Annotated in this window: 11 protein-coding genes and 2 pseudogenes; 4 read left to right on the forward strand and 9 right to left on the reverse strand. The window is 72.7% G+C overall.

Features of this window, described 5'->3' with window-relative positions:
- Window positions 1-127: 127 nt before the first annotated feature.
- From JNW89_RS11975 to JNW89_RS11985, 3 genes and pseudogenes are all read right to left on the reverse strand, one after another.
- Window positions 128-454, reverse strand: coding sequence for a hypothetical protein (locus tag JNW89_RS11975; protein ID WP_238448972.1), 327 nt, complete (start codon window positions 452-454; stop codon window positions 128-130).
- Between the two features lie 184 nt (window positions 455-638).
- Window positions 639-3,229: pseudogene (gene clpB, locus JNW89_RS11980) on the reverse strand (ATP-dependent chaperone ClpB).
- 85 nt (window positions 3,230-3,314) lie between these two features.
- Complete coding sequence (locus JNW89_RS11985; RefSeq protein WP_238448974.1) at window positions 3,315-3,956, reverse strand: TetR/AcrR family transcriptional regulator; 642 nt, start codon at window positions 3,954-3,956, stop codon at window positions 3,315-3,317.
- An 82-nt stretch (window positions 3,957-4,038) separates the two neighbouring features.
- Between JNW89_RS11985 and JNW89_RS11990 the strand changes: the two genes are divergently transcribed.
- Entirely contained in the window at window positions 4,039-5,175 is a 1,137-nt protein-coding gene (locus JNW89_RS11990) for an epoxide hydrolase family protein (protein WP_238448975.1), read from the forward strand.
- Window positions 5,176-5,259: 84 nt separating this feature from the next.
- Here JNW89_RS11990 and JNW89_RS11995 read toward each other — a convergent pair whose 3' ends face one another.
- Window positions 5,260-6,357, reverse strand: coding sequence for a hypothetical protein (locus tag JNW89_RS11995; protein WP_238448976.1), 1,098 nt, complete (start codon window positions 6,355-6,357; stop codon window positions 5,260-5,262).
- Between the two features lie 32 nt (window positions 6,358-6,389).
- On the opposite strand from JNW89_RS11995, the gene JNW89_RS12000 reads away from it, so the two are divergent.
- The 3 genes from JNW89_RS12000 (at window position 6,390) to JNW89_RS12010 (ending at window position 8,705) form a co-directional block, all read left to right on the forward strand.
- Window positions 6,390-6,890 carry a cation:proton antiporter regulatory subunit gene (locus tag JNW89_RS12000; RefSeq protein ID WP_238448977.1) on the forward strand — a complete coding sequence of 167 codons (501 nt, stop codon included), beginning with the start codon at window positions 6,390-6,392 and terminating at the stop codon, window positions 6,888-6,890.
- Between the two features lie 5 nt (window positions 6,891-6,895).
- Window positions 6,896-8,101, forward strand: a complete 1,206-nt coding sequence (locus JNW89_RS12005) for a cation:proton antiporter (RefSeq protein ID WP_238448978.1) — start codon at window positions 6,896-6,898, stop codon at window positions 8,099-8,101.
- Window positions 8,102-8,273: 172 nt separating this feature from the next.
- Window positions 8,274-8,705: a hypothetical protein gene (locus JNW89_RS12010; protein WP_210777139.1), complete on the forward strand. Its 432-nt coding sequence runs from the start codon at window positions 8,274-8,276 to the stop codon at window positions 8,703-8,705.
- A gap of 103 nt (window positions 8,706-8,808) precedes the next feature.
- Here the strand turns inward: JNW89_RS12010 and JNW89_RS12015 are convergent, their stop codons facing one another.
- The 5 genes and pseudogenes from JNW89_RS12015 to dnaK all read right to left on the reverse strand — a co-directional run bounded on the left by JNW89_RS12015 (window position 8,809) and on the right by dnaK (window position 13,631).
- Window positions 8,809-9,018, reverse strand: coding sequence for a hypothetical protein (locus JNW89_RS12015; protein WP_238448979.1), 210 nt, complete (start codon window positions 9,016-9,018; stop codon window positions 8,809-8,811).
- A gap of 216 nt (window positions 9,019-9,234) precedes the next feature.
- Window positions 9,235-9,675 (reverse strand): heat shock protein transcriptional repressor HspR, encoded by a 441-nt coding sequence (locus tag JNW89_RS12020; protein WP_088959533.1) that lies wholly within the window; start codon window positions 9,673-9,675, stop codon window positions 9,235-9,237.
- Window positions 9,676-9,704: 29 nt separating this feature from the next.
- On the reverse strand, window positions 9,705-10,895 hold the full coding sequence (gene dnaJ / locus JNW89_RS12025) for a molecular chaperone DnaJ (protein WP_210777142.1): 1,191 nt from the start codon (window positions 10,893-10,895) through the stop codon (window positions 9,705-9,707).
- Window positions 10,896-10,977: 82 nt separating this feature from the next.
- Complete coding sequence (gene grpE, locus JNW89_RS12030; RefSeq protein WP_238448980.1) at window positions 10,978-11,724, reverse strand: nucleotide exchange factor GrpE; 747 nt, start codon at window positions 11,722-11,724, stop codon at window positions 10,978-10,980.
- A gap of 48 nt (window positions 11,725-11,772) precedes the next feature.
- Window positions 11,773-13,631, reverse strand: a pseudogene (gene dnaK, locus JNW89_RS12035) (molecular chaperone DnaK).
- Window positions 13,632-13,922 lie beyond the last annotated feature (291 nt).

Here is a 13,922-nt window from a genome sequence, read left to right on the forward strand (position 1 = left end):
GGCGTCCTGAGTCATGCGGGGGAAGCTACGGGCCGCCGCCGGGGCGCCGCAGCCCCGTTCGGCCGGACTCCGGCCTACCGTCCGGCCAGCCTTTCGGTGGCGTACCCGTGCAGGCTGGCGTTGCCCATCACGCAGCCGGTGAAGGTGGTGAACTCGCCCTTGTCGTCGCGCAGCGCGCCCAGGCCTCCCGGGCCGCTGCCGGCTCGACCCGCTCCAGCAGGGTCGCCGCGTACGCCTTTCCGGCCGGCGAGCCGTGCCGGAGCAGCCAGTCGACCTTGTCCCGGGCCTCGTCCGGGTGCGCGTGGAGGGCCTCCTCGACCCGCCGGTACGCCTCCGTCACCGGCAGCAGCGTGCCCGCGATGCCCACCCCGCCGAACGCCAGCGTGTCCGCCCCGGCGAGCTCCTTGACGGCCGCGTCCAGCTCCCGGTCCCTGCTCTTCCCGATCCCGAACATGCCCCCATCCTTTCCCCGTCCCGCCACCCCCCCACCCTCCTGATCAAGAGGTTTGCGTCGGCGGGCCAGGTTTCGCCGACGCAAACCTCTTGATCACCGGGGCGGGTCCGGAGCGGTACGGGGCCGGGAGGATGCGCGGACGCCGCCGGGCGAGGCGGGCCCGTCGTGGGGTGGTGCGGGTGGGTCAGGCCGGGGTGACCGTGAGGGCGTCCTTGGTGTCGGCGAGGTCCACCCGGACGGTGTCGCCGTCGCGGATCTGCCCGGCCAGCAGCGCCTTGGCGAGCTGGTCGCCGATGGCGGTCTGGACCAGGCGGCGCAGCGGGCGGGCGCCGTAGATCGGGTCGTAGCCGTGCTCGGCGAGCCACCCTCGGGCCGCCTCGGTGATCTCCAGTGCCAACCGACGGTCGGCGAGACGCTTTCGCATCCGGTTGAGTTGGATGTCGACGATGGAGCGCAGGTCGTCGCCGCGCAGCGCGGCGAAGACCACGATGTCGTCGAGGCGGTTGAGGAACTCCGGCTTGAAGTGCGAGCGGACCACGGCGAGGACCCCCTCGCGGCGCTGCTCCTCGGCCAGCGTCAGGTCGCTGATCACCGACGACCCGAGGTTGGAGGTGAGGATCAGGATCGCGTTGCGGAAGTCCACCGTGCGGCCCTGGCCGTCGGTGAGCCGGCCGTCGTCGAGCACCTGGAGCAGGATGTCGAAGACGTCCGGGTGGGCCTTCTCCACCTCGTCGAGCAGGATCACCGAGTACGGCCGGCGGCGCACCGCCTCGGTGAGCTGGCCGCCCTCCTCGTAGCCGATGTACCCGGGCGGGGCGCCGACCAGGCGGGCGACGGAGTGCTTCTCGCCGTACTCGCTCATGTCGATGCGGACCATGGCCCGCTCGTCGTCGAAGAGGAACTCGGCGAGCGCCTTGGCCAGCTCGGTCTTGCCGACGCCGGTCGGGCCGAGGAAGAGGAAGCTGCCGGTCGGGCGGTCCGGGTCGGCGACGCCGGCCCGCGCGCGGCGGACGGCGTCGGAGACCGCGCCCACCGCCTCGGCCTGGCCGACCACCCGGGAGGCCAGCGACTCCTCCATCCGGAGCAGCTTGGCGGTCTCCCCCTCCAGCAGCCGGCCGGCGGGGATGCCGGTCCAGGAGGCGACCACCGCGGCGATGTCGTCCGCGCCGACCTCCTCCTTGAGCATCGCGCCGTCGGCCTGGAGCCGGGCCAGCTCCTCCTCGGCCTGCTTCAGCTCGGTCTTGAGCGCCGGGATGCGGCCGTAGCGCAGCTCGGCGGCGCGTTCCAGCTCACCGTCGCGCTCGGCCCGCTCGGCCTCGCCGCCGAGCCGCTCCAGCTCCTCCTTGGCGGTGGAGAGCTTGGTGATGTGGCTCTTCTCCGTCTGCCAGCGCTCCGAGAGCGCGGTGAGCTGCTCGCGCTTGTCGGCCAGCTCCTTGCGCAGCCGCTCCAGCCGCTCGGCGGAGGCGGCGTCGGGCTCCTTGGCCAGCGCCATCTCCTCGATCTCCAGCCGGCGTACGGCCCGCTCGATCTCGTCGACCTCCACCGGGCGGGAGTCGATCTCCATGCGGAGCCGGGAGGCCGACTCGTCGACCAGGTCGATCGCCTTGTCCGGCAGGAACCGGTCGGTGATGTAGCGGTCGGAGAGGGCGGCGGCGGCGACCAGCGCGGCGTCGGTGATCCGTACGCCGTGGTGCACCTCGTAGCGCTCCTTGAGGCCGCGCAGGATGCCGATGGTGTCCTCGATGGTCGGCTCGCCGACCAGCACCGGCTGGAAGCGGCGCTCCAGCGCCGGGTCCTTCTCGATGTGCTCGCGGTACTCGTCCAGCGTGGTCGCGCCGACCATCCGCAGCTCGCCACGGGCCAGCATCGGCTTGAGCATGTTGCCGGCGTCCATCGAACCCTCGCCCTTGCCGGCGCCGACGACGGTGTGCAGCTCGTCGAGGAAGGTGATGACCTGGCCGTTCGAGTTCTTGATCTCCTCGAGGACGGACTTCAGCCGCTCCTCGAACTGGCCCCGGTACTGCGCGCCGGCGACCATCGCGCCGAGGTCGAGCGAGACCAACTTCTTGTCGCGCAGCGACTCGGGCACGTCGCCGGCGACGATCCGCTGGGCCAGCCCCTCGACGATCGCCGTCTTGCCGACGCCCGGCTCACCGATGAGCACCGGGTTGTTCTTGGTCCGGCGGGACAGCACCTGGATCACCCGGCGGATCTCCGAGTCCCGGCCGATCACCGGGTCGATCTTGCCGTCCCGGGCGCTGGCGGTCAGGTCGACGCCGTACTTGGCGAGGGCCTGGTAGGTCTGCTCGGGGTCGGCGGTGGTGACCCGACGGTCGCCGCCCCGGACGGTCGGGAAGGCGGCCACCAGGTTCTCCTCGGTGGCCCCGACCCCCTTCAGCGCGCCGGAGACCGCGCCACCGACCCGGGCCAGGCCGGCGAGCAGGTGCTCGGTCGAGGTGTACTCGTCGCCGAGCGGCCGGGCGATCTGCTCGGCGGCACCGATGGCGTTGACGAACTCGCGGGCCAGCGTGGGCTCGGCGATGCTGGAGCCCCGGGCGGCGGGCAGCGCGTCGACCGAGCGCTGGGCGACCCGGCGCAGCTCGGCGGGGTCGGCCCCGACGGCGCGCAGCAGGCCGGCGGCGGTCGAGCCGTCGGTGTCCAGCAGGGCCAGCAGCAGGTGCCAGGGCTCCACGTGGCGTGACCGCGCTGGTTCGCCAGCGCGACGGCACCGGTGATGGTCTCGCGGCTCTTGGTGGTGAGGCGTTCCGTGTTCATGGGCTCCCCTGGATCGGCGTGTCCACCAGTAAGGACGAAACCAGAGTTGAGCCTATTCCGCTCAACTCCAGCTGTGTGACCCGGGTCACTCGGGTCGCCGCCACCGCCAGTCGAACTCCCCGGCGGCGGGCGGCGGCCCCGGCAGCGGGGGGTCGGTGACGGCGAGGCCGGCCAGCAGCACCGCGAGGTGCCGCCGGCGCAACTGCCGGGTCCGTTCCGGATCGGGTACGCGGATCGCTGCGCACCCCTCCAGCAGCAGCCCGACGTCCTGCGCCACCAGGTCGGGTCGGAGCCGCCCGGCATCCCGCGCCCGCTCCACCAGCGCCGCGGTGAGCTCGTTGGCCCGCGCCGCGTCCCGACCCATCTCCGGCGTCGGGGTGAAGGTACCGGCCAGGTGCACGGTCAGCGAGTGCACGTCGGCATCGACGATGCGCTCCAGGAAGCCGGCGAAGGCGGACCAGTCGTCCGGGTCGCCGGCCGCCTCCTCGGCCGCCCCGATGAACCGCCGCAGGCCGTCGTGGCAGAGCTTGCGCAGCAGGTCCTCCTTGCCGGCGTACCGCCGGTAGAGGGCGCTGATCCCCACGCCGGCGCGCTCGGCGACCGCGGCGATCGGGGCCTTCGGGTCGGCGAGGAAGACCGCGCGGGCAGCCTCCAGGATCACCGCGTCGTTGCGCGCCGCCTGCGCGCGCCTGCCGGCGAGCGGCGGGGTGTCGGTCGGGTTCGGCATGACCCGAGGATAACAGTGGAACGGATCATTCCGCTCTGCTATGGTTGAACGGAACGAAACATTCCGTTCTGAGGAGCAGCGCATGTCCGGCATCGCCATCCGCCCGTTCCGCGTCGACATCCCGCAGACCGCCCTCGACGACCTCGCCGCCCGGCTCCGCCGGGCCGTCTGGCCCGGGGAGCTCCCGGGCGTCGGCGACGCGTACGGCACGACCACCGACCGGGTCCGCGAGCTGGTGACGTACTGGCTGGAGAAGTTCGACTGGCGGGCCGTGGAGGCGCGGCTGAACGCCCACCCGCAGTTCGTCACCGAGATCGACGGCGAGGACATCCACTTCCTGCACGTCCGGTCGTCCCGCACTGACGCCACCCCGCTCGTGCTCACCCACGGCTGGCCCGGCTCGGTGGTGGAGTACCTGGACGTCATCGCCCCGCTCACCGAGCCCACCGACCCCACGGCGCCGGCGTTCCACCTGGTCATCCCGTCGCTGCCGGGCTTCGGCTTCTCCGGGCCGACCCGCAGCCCCGGCTGGAACCGGTACCGCACCGCCCGAGCGTGGGCGGAGCTGATGGCCCGGCTCGGTTACGACCGCTACGGCGCGGTCGGCAACGACGCCGGCTCGATGATCTCGCCGGAGATCGGCCGCATCGACGCCGCGCACGTGCTCGGCGTCCACGTCACCCAGCTCTTCTCGTTCCCGTCCGGGGACCCGAGCGAGTTCCAGGGGCTCTCCGAGGCCGACCAGGCGGCCCTCGCGCACCTGCAGTGGTTCTTCGAGAACAAGTTCTCCTTCAACCAGGTGCAGAGCCAGCAGCCGCAGACCCTGGCGTTCGCGCTGGCCGATTCACCGGTCGGGCTGCTCGCCTGGAACGGTCAGCTCTTCGACCGGAGCCTGGACCCCGACTTCGTGCTCGCCAACGTGGCGATCTACTGGTTCACCGGCACGGCGGCCTCGTCGATGCGGTTCTACTGGGAGGACGCGCACACCACCGAGCACCCGACCGGGCCGACGACGAGCCCGACCGGGCTGGCGATGTTCCCCGGCGACTTCCAGTCGATCCGCCGCTTCGCCGAGCGGGACCACGGCAACATCGTGCGCTGGACGGCGTACCAGGCCGACGTGGAAGGGCGCGGCGACGTGGGCGGGCACTACGCCGCGCACGAGGCGACCGACGTGCTGGTCGCCGACATCCGGGAGTTCTTCGCCGCGCTCCGCTGAGCCGGCGGCAGGCGTGCGCCCGGTCGGGAATCCCCGGCCGGGCGCGCCGCCCGCCCCGCCCGGCGCGCGCCCGATGGTCGCCCGTCAGTCGCCGCCGACGGTCACCCGTACCCAACGCCGGTCCGTGCCGACGCCGGTGCCCAGCACCACGTCCGCCGGCCCGCGGGCGAAGACGGTGCCGTCGTCCAGGGTGGTCAGGTAGTGCTCCGGGCCCACCGGCCAGGGGACCGGGGTGTACCGGCCGTCGATCACCACGCCTGCGCCGTACGGGCCGGTCACCGCGACCCGCCCGGCGCCGATCGGGGCGACCGACAGGATCCGGGAGGGGTAGGACTGCGCCGGCACGGACGTCCACCGCCCCTGCCACCGCCAGAGCGCCGGGAAGTCCATCCGGTCCGACCGCTCACCCACCAGCCAGACCTGACTGTCCGGGGCGACCTCCGCCCGCAGAATGGCAACGGTGCCGTCGGGTGCCGGCACCGGCGTCCGCTGCCAGCTCCGACCCCGGTCCGTGGAGACCGCCGCGTACGGTCCCTCGTTACCCACCCCCGCCGCCACCAGCAGGTCGGCGGAGGACGCGACGGTGTTCGACGCCGGCACGGACGGCTGGGCGGCCAGCGGACGCAGCGCCGCGCCGTCCCACTCGCCCACCCGGCCGGTCGCCTCGATCACCTGGAACCGCCCCTGCGCGGCCCGCCAGGCAGGCGGCTCCCCGTCGGTCCGCACGAAGCTCGCGCCGCCGTCGGTCGAGGTGTACCAGCCGTGCGGCTCGGCCAGCAGCGTCACCAGTCCCGGCGCGGTGTAGAGCTGCTGGTTGTCGGCGACCGGGCGCGGGTGGCGCACCGTCAGCCAGGAGCGCCCACCGTCCAGGGTGGAGAAGAGCAGCGCCGGGCAGGTCCGGTCCGGCGGGCCACCGTCGCAGCTGGCGAAGAGCGCCCAGCCGTGCGCGGCGTCGGAGAACTCCACGAACGGGTCGTCGTACCGCTCGGCGACGGCGACCCGGCCGGCGCGTACCTCGTCGAAGCCGGCGGACGGCGGCGGTGCCGGCACGGTCACGGCCGTCGGCGACGGTGCGGCGGACCGGGACGGCGGGTCGCGGCGGATGTCCCCGATCGCCGAGCACGCCACCAGCGCCGGGACGGCCAGCAGGGCGACCACCGGGCGGAGCACTCGATCGATCATGGGCCCCTCCTCGGCAGGGTAGCCTTGCCCGGGTGCGAGTACGTGTCGAACAGACTGCCCTACCGGGAATCGGCGTGCGTCACGACCTGGTGACGGAATCCGGCCGCCGGCTGGGGGTGGTCTCCCACCGCAACGGCCGCCGTGACCTCGTCCTGTACGACCCGGACGATCCCGACGCCTGCCAGGCGGACATCCCGCTCACCGACGACGAGGCGGAGGCGCTCGCCGACATCCTCGGCGCGTCGCTGATGCTCGGCCAGCTCTCCGGCCTGCGCGAGCAGGCGGCCGGGCTGCTGACCGAGCAGATCGCCATCCCGGCGGGCTCGAAGTACGTCAACAAGCGGCTGGGCGACACCAAGGCACGCACCCGCACCAGCGCCTCGATCGTGGCGGTGCTCCGCCAGGGCGAGGTGAACGTCTCACCCGATCCCACCTTCCGCTTCGCGGCCGGTGACGTGGTGGTCGTGGTCGGTACCCGCCAGGGTCTCGACGGAGTGACCGCCATCCTCGCCGACAGTGACCCGGACGGCTGAGGCGGATGCACGAAACCACCACACTGCTCGTCGAGGTCGGCGCGCTGCTGCTGCTCCTCGGACTCCTGGGCCGGCTCAGCCGGCGGTTCGGGGTCTCCCCGATCCCGCTCTACCTCCTCGCCGGCCTGGGCTTCGGCCACGGCGGCCTGCTGCCGCTCAACGCCAGCGAGGAGTTCTTCGCCGTCGGCGCGGAGATCGGCGTCATCCTGCTGCTGGTCATGCTCGGTCTGGAGTACAGCGCCAACGAACTGGTCGGCAACCTGCGCTCCGCCGCGCCGGCCGGGCTGATCGACGCGCTGCTCAACGCGCTGCCCGGCTTCGCGTTCGCGCTGCTGCTCGGCTGGGGCTGGGTGGCCGCCGTGGTGCTCGGCGGCATCACCTGGATCTCGTCCTCCGGCGTGATCGCCAAGGTCCTCGGCGACCTGGGCCGGGTCGGTAACCGGGAGACCCCGGTGATCCTCTCCGTGCTGGTCATCGAGGACCTGGCCATGGCGCTCTACCTGCCGCTGGTCACCGCGCTGCTGGCCGGCGTCGGGCTGGTCAAGGGCGGCATCGCCCTCGGCGTCGCGGTGCTCACCGTGGTCGTCGTCCTGGTGGTCGCCATCCGGTACGGCCACCTCATCTCCTCGGCGCTGTCCGCCAAGGACCCGGAGGCGCTGCTGCTCGGCGTCCTCGGGCTGACCCTGCTGGTCGCCGGCGTCGCGGCCAAGCTCCAGGTGTCGGCGGCGGTGGGCGCGTTCCTGGTCGGCATCGCGCTCTCCGGGCCGGTGGCGCACCACGCGACCGAGCTGCTCTCCCCGCTGCGGGACCTCTTCGCGGCGGTCTTCTTCGTCTTCTTCGGCCTGGTCACCGACCCCCGGGACATGCCGCCGGTGCTGCTGCCGGCGCTCGCCCTGGCCGTGGTGACCATGGGGACGAAGCTGCTCACCGGCTACCTGGCGGCCCGCCGGGCGGGCATCGCCGAGCCCGGGCGCTGGCGGGCCGGCTTCGCGCTGATGCCGCGCGGTGAGTTCTCCATCGTCATCGCCGGGCTGGCCGTCGCCGCCGGCACCGTCGAGCCCAGGCTGGCGGCGCTCGCCACGGCGTACGTGCTGATCACGGTGGTGACCGGGCCGATGCTGGCGCGGCTGCCCGACATGGGGTGGTTCAAGGTCTGGCTGCGGCGGCGGGCCACGTTCCGCCGGCCCGAACCGGTGCCGACCACCGACTGAGCGTGCCCCGGCCGGGTCGGCCGTACGGCTGACCCGGCCGGTCCGCCCGTTGCCGAATTGCTCCCGACAGGCTCTTCCGCCAGCCCGCCGACGACGGTTACCGTTCTGCCCCAACGAGCCAGGGGTCCGCGGGTGGCCAGTGTGCCCCGCGGGCGGAAGCGGAAGGTTGCCGGTGAGCGTGCAGGATCCGACGTTCCACGGCTTCGCCAACCCCGTCGACCCGTCGCCGACGGAGTTGCGGGCGTGGGCCTACCACCCGGACTCGGTGCCGCTGGCCTCGATGCCACCCGACTGGGACCTGCTGGTCGCCGGCGACCACCTGGTGCTCACCCTCTTCGACCTGGCGATGGACCCGGCCTGCCCGGCCCGCCGGTTCGCCCTGCACTGCCTCTACATCTACGCGGCGGACGGCATCCGGACGAACTTCCGCGCCCACCCGAAGCGCCGCTTCCGCAAGCTGGTCGAGCAGGCCGAGCGGGAGGGCGACGAGCTGATGCGCAACTGGGCGCATAACAGCCGGGTGTTGCTGGCCCGGCAGGACCTCTTCGTCTACCACGACTGGTGCGAGGGCGGCCTGGTCCGGGAGAACCGCCGGATCGGCTGACGCCCGACGCCGACGCGGTGCGGTCGGCCCGTGCCAACTCCTCCTCGAACAGGCGAACGGGCCGGGACCCCCCGTGGGTCCCGGCCCGCACGTCGGCGGATCGTCAGCGTTCCGATCCACCCTGCTTCCGGCGTCTCGCTTCGACGCGACCCTGGTCGATGCCGTGGTCGACCTGGTCGCTGAACCGGCCGTTCTTGATCTCGTCGCTGAAGCGACCCTTGGTCACCCGGTCGAACCCCTGCCGAAGGTTCTCGGCCACCTTGTCGAGCCGGTCCTCCGTCTGCTGGGCAACCTTCTTCGCCGATTCCGCCATGGCTCCCCCTGCCATCGGAGTCCGGATTGAGTGGGTTGGACCTGGTTCTGAGGCTAACCCAACCGGTCCGGCCGTCGCCGGAGAAACGCGAACTGGCGCCACCGGAAGGCCCGGCGCCGGTCAGCGGGGCCCGCGAGTCGGCGTCCGGGTCGCGCGAGGGACCCGGACCGGGCGGGACGGCCGCGCCCGGCCATTCGGCCGGGCGGGGCCGGAGGTTCAGCGGTCCGGGGTACGGCGGGGACGCCAGACGACCAGCGCCGTCGACGTGCGGTTGGTGGGCACCAGGTCGCCGCGCGGGAAACCGCCCAGCGACTCCAGCTCGGCGATCCGCCGGTACGCGGCGTCCAGCTCGGCCTCCAGCCGGGCCACCCGCTGCTGCGCCTGCTCCAGCAGCCGCTCCAGGCCGATGATCCGCTTCACGCCGGCCAGGTTGATGCCGTCGTCCTGGCTGAGCCGCTGCACCTCGCGCAGCAGCACCACGTCACGCACGCTGTAGCGACGCCCACCGCCGGCCGCCCGGCCGGCCTGCACCAGGCCCAGCCGGTCGTACTGGCGCAGGGTCTGGGGGTGCATCCCCGCCATCCGCGCCGCGACCGAGATCATCAGCACCTTGGCCTCGTAGGCAGGGTCACCCGAACCGACGAAATCGCCCGACATCCCGCTCACCTCCGCACCCGATCCACCGGTCAACCGACCCGACGCACCCGCGCGTCGAGATGTTCCCGAGCCGCCGGCGGAGTCTGCTCGGCGAACGACTCCAGCGTCGCCCGCGCCTCGTCCGACACCACCGCCGGCACCACCACGTCCAGCGTGACCAGCAGGTCACCGGCCCGACCGTCGCGCCGCACCACGCCCTTGCCCCGGGCCCGCAGCACCCGCCCGGACGGCGTACCCGGCGGCACCCGCAGGGTCACCGCGCCGTCGAGGGTGGGCACCCGCAGGTCGGTGCCGAGCACCGCCTCGGCGAAGGTGATCGGCACGGTCAGGGTGAGGTCGTCCCCGGTACGCCCGAACAGCTCATCCGGGCGGACCTTGACCTGCACGAAGAGGTCACCGGCCGGGCCACCCCGCTCACCCGGCTCGCCGCGCCCGGCCAGCCTGATCCGCTGGCCGTCGGCCACCCCGGCGGGGAAGCGGACGTTCAGCGTGCGGGTCTTGGTCACCCCGCCGGTGCCCTGGCACTCCGGGCACTTCTCCTCGACGACGGTGCCCACGCCCTGACAGGTGCGGCACGGCTCGGAGAAGCTGAACGACCCCTGGTTGCGGGTGGTCACCCCGGCGCCGTGGCAGACCGGGCAGGCCTTCGGCCGGGTGCCCGGCTTCGCGCCGTCGCCGTGGCAGGTGTCGCAGACCCCCGGCGCGCGCAGCGTCAGCGGGACGGTCACCCCGCGTACGGCGTCGTCGAAGTCGAGCGCCACCTCGGTCTCCACGTCCCGGCCGCGGGCCGGGCCGCGGGGACGCGCCGGGCCACCGGCCCCGCCACCGCCGGAGAAGATCGAGCTGAACAGGTCGGTGAAGCCACCCCCGCCGAACCGGGTGTCGGCGCCACCGGCGCCCCCGCCGCCGAAGAGGTCGGAGACGTCGAACGGCACCCCGCCGGGCTGCCCGGCACCCCGGGCGCCGCGCCGGAACGCGCCCGAGCCGAACAGCGAGCGCAGCTCGTCGTACTCGCGGCGCTTGGCCTCGTCGCCGAGCACCGCGTACGCCTCGGAGACGGTCTTGAACCGCTCCTCGGCCTTCGGGTCACCCGGGTTGTGGTCCGGGTGCGACTCCCGGGCCAGCTTCCGGTACGCCTTCTTGATCTCGTCCGAGGAGGCGGACTTCTGCACGCCGAGCGCGGCGTAGTAGTCCTTCTCGATCCAGTCCTTGGAACTCACCGGTCCACCCCCTTCCGCCTGATGTGGCCCGGTCGCCCCACCCGCCGTCGTACGGCGGGCGAGGCGACCGGATGGTTCCGCACTATTCCGGGTCGGCGACCGCGACCAGTGCCGGCCGCAGCAGCCGCTCCCCGAGCTGGTAGCCCCGACGCATCACCTGGACGCAGGTCGGCTCGTCCACGTCGGCCGAGGTCTGGTGCGCGACCGCCTCGTGCCGGGTCGGGTCGAACGGGTCGCCCTGCTCCCCGAACGGGGTCAGCCCGAACTTGCCCAGCGCGGTGGTGAGCTGCTCGGCCACCGTGCCGAACGGCCCCACCAGGTCGCCGTGCTCGCGGGCCCGGTCCAGGTCGTCCAGGATCGGCAGCAGCGCGGCGAGCACCGAGCCGGTCGCCTGCTCCTGGACCAGACCGCGGTCGCGGTCCACCCGCTTGCGGTAGTTGGCGTACTCCGCCGACACCCGCTGCAGGTCCCGGGTTCGCTCGTCGAGCTCGGCCCGGAGGGCCTCCAGCTCGGCGCCGAGTGGGGCCACCGCGCCGCCGTCGACCGGCTGCGCGGGGGCGTCCACCACGGGCGGACCGGCCGGGATCGGACCGTCGACCGTCTCGACCTCGATCTCGTCGACCACGACCTCGGCCTCCTCCACCAGGCCCTCGGCCGGGACGTCCGCCCCGGCGTCGGCGGCGGCGGGCGCCTCCTCGGTCTTGCCGATCTTGCGGTTGTTGCGGATGACGACCCGCGGCCCGTCGCCGGCGGCCTGCTCGGCGGGCGCGGAGCCACCCGGCACCGACCCGGTGGCTCCCGGGTCGGCGGCTCGTGGCTTCTCCGTCATGCGACTACCTCGTTCTCTCTACCGTGAGTCCGGATCGGGGACGGACCGTCACTTCTTGTCCTCGTCCACGATCTCCGCGTCGACCACGTCGTCGCCGCCACCGGCCTGCGGGCCGCCGGCGGCACCGGCACCCGCGCCCGGGCCGGCCGCGCCCGGCTGCTCACCCTGCTCGGCCTGCTGCGAGTAGAGCAGCGAACCGGCCTGCTGGGAGACCTGCGCCAGCCGCTCGTGCGCCGCCTTGATCTTCTCGATGTCCTGGCCGCCGAGCGCACCGCGCAGCTCGCCGAGGGCCTCGTTGATCTGGTCGCGGTTCTCGCTGGGCAGCTTGTCGCCGCTCTCGGCGAGGAACTTCTCGGTCTGCCACTGGAGCGCCTCGGCCACGTTGCGGGTCTCCGCGTCGTCGCGGCGGCGCTTGTCCTCCTCCGCGTGCTCCTCGGCGTCCCGGCGCATCCGCTCGATGTCGTCCTTCGGCAGCGAGGAGCCGCCGGTGATCGTCATCTTCTGTTCCTTGCCGGTGCCCAGGTCCTTGGCGTGCACGTTCACGATGCCGTTGGCGTCGATGTCGAAGGCGACCTCGATCTGCGGCACGCCCCGCGGCGCCGGCGGGAGGCCGGTCAGCTCGAAGGTGCCGAGCTTCTTGTTGTAGGCCGCGATCTCCCGCTCACCCTGGAAGACCTGGATCAGCACCGACGGCTGGTTGTCGTCCGCCGTGGTGAAGACCTCGGACCGCTTGGTCGGGATGGTGGTGTTGCGCTCGATCAGCTTGGTGAAGATGCCGCCCTTGGTCTCGATGCCCAGGCTCAGCGGGGTCACGTCGAGCAGCAGGACGTCCTTGACCTCACCCTTGAGCACACCGGCCTGCAGGGCGGCGCCGACGGCGACGACCTCGTCCGGGTTGACGCCCTTGTTCGGCTCGCGGCCGGTGAGCTGCTTGACCAGGTCGGTCACGGCGGGCATCCGGGTCGAACCGCCGACCAGGATCACGTGCTCGACGTCGGAGATCTTGATCCCGGCGTCCTTCACGGCCTGCTCGAACGGGCCCTTGCAGCGGTCCAGCAGGTCCTGCGTCATCCGCTGGAACTCGGCGCGGCTCAGCGTCACGTCGAGGTGCAGCGGGCCGGCGGAGCCGGCGGTGATGTACGGCAGGTTGATGTTGGTGGTGGTGGCGGCGGAGAGCTCGATCTTGGCCTTCTCGGCGGCCTCACGGAGCCGCTGCAGGGCCATCTTGTCCTGGCCCAGGTCGATGCCGTGCTCGCCACGGAAGGTCTTCACCAGGTGGTCGATGATGCGCTGGTCCCAGTCGTCGCCACCGAGGTGGTTGTCACCGCTGGTCGACTTGACCTCGATGACGCCCTCGGCCAGCCCAGCAGCGACACGTCGAAGGTGCCGCCACCGAGGTCGAAGACCAGGACGGTCTGCTCCTTGGAGCCCTTGTCCAGCCCGTACGCCAGGGCGGCCGCGGTCGGCTCGTTGACGATCCGCAGCACGTTGAAGCCGGCGATCTCACCGGCCTCCTTGGTGGCCTGGCGCTGACCGTCGTTGAAGTAGGCGGGGACGGTGATCACCGCGTCGGTGATCTGCTCGCCCAGGTACGCCTCGGCGTCCCGCTTGAGCTTCATCAGCGTCCGCGCCGAGATCTCCTGCGGGGTGTACTTCTTGCCGTCGATGTCGACGGACCAGTTGGTGCCGATCTCCCGCTTGACCGACCGGATGGTCCGGTCGGGGTTGGTCACCGCCTGGCGCTTCGCGACCTCACCGACGAGCACCTCGCCGTTGCGGGCGAACGCGACGATCGACGGGGTCGTCCGCGAGCCTTCAGCGTTGGCGATGACGGTGGGCTCACCGCCCTCGAGAACGCTGACGCAGGAGTTCGTCGTGCCGAGGTCGATACCGACCGCACGTGCCATCTTCGCTTCCTCGCTTCGTAACGTTGAGGCAGGTCACGGGCCTGCCCGGCGGGCCGCCCGCAGCGACCGCACCGCAAGTTGAGTGAACTTGACTCAATAGTGCCACGCCGCCGGCAATCCGCAAGTCGGGGTTGAGCCGACCCGACGCAACCCGACCGTTATTACCGTCCGGTTGTCTTCTCTTGCATCGGTCGGGCACGCTTTAGCGGTGACGACGAAAGGCGATCCCGCCACCCGGTCCGGCGCGCCCCCCGTCGCCGCCCGCACCGGGTCGCCGGACGCCGCCGAGGC

The organism is Micromonospora sp. 4G55 (genome assembly GCF_016803375.1).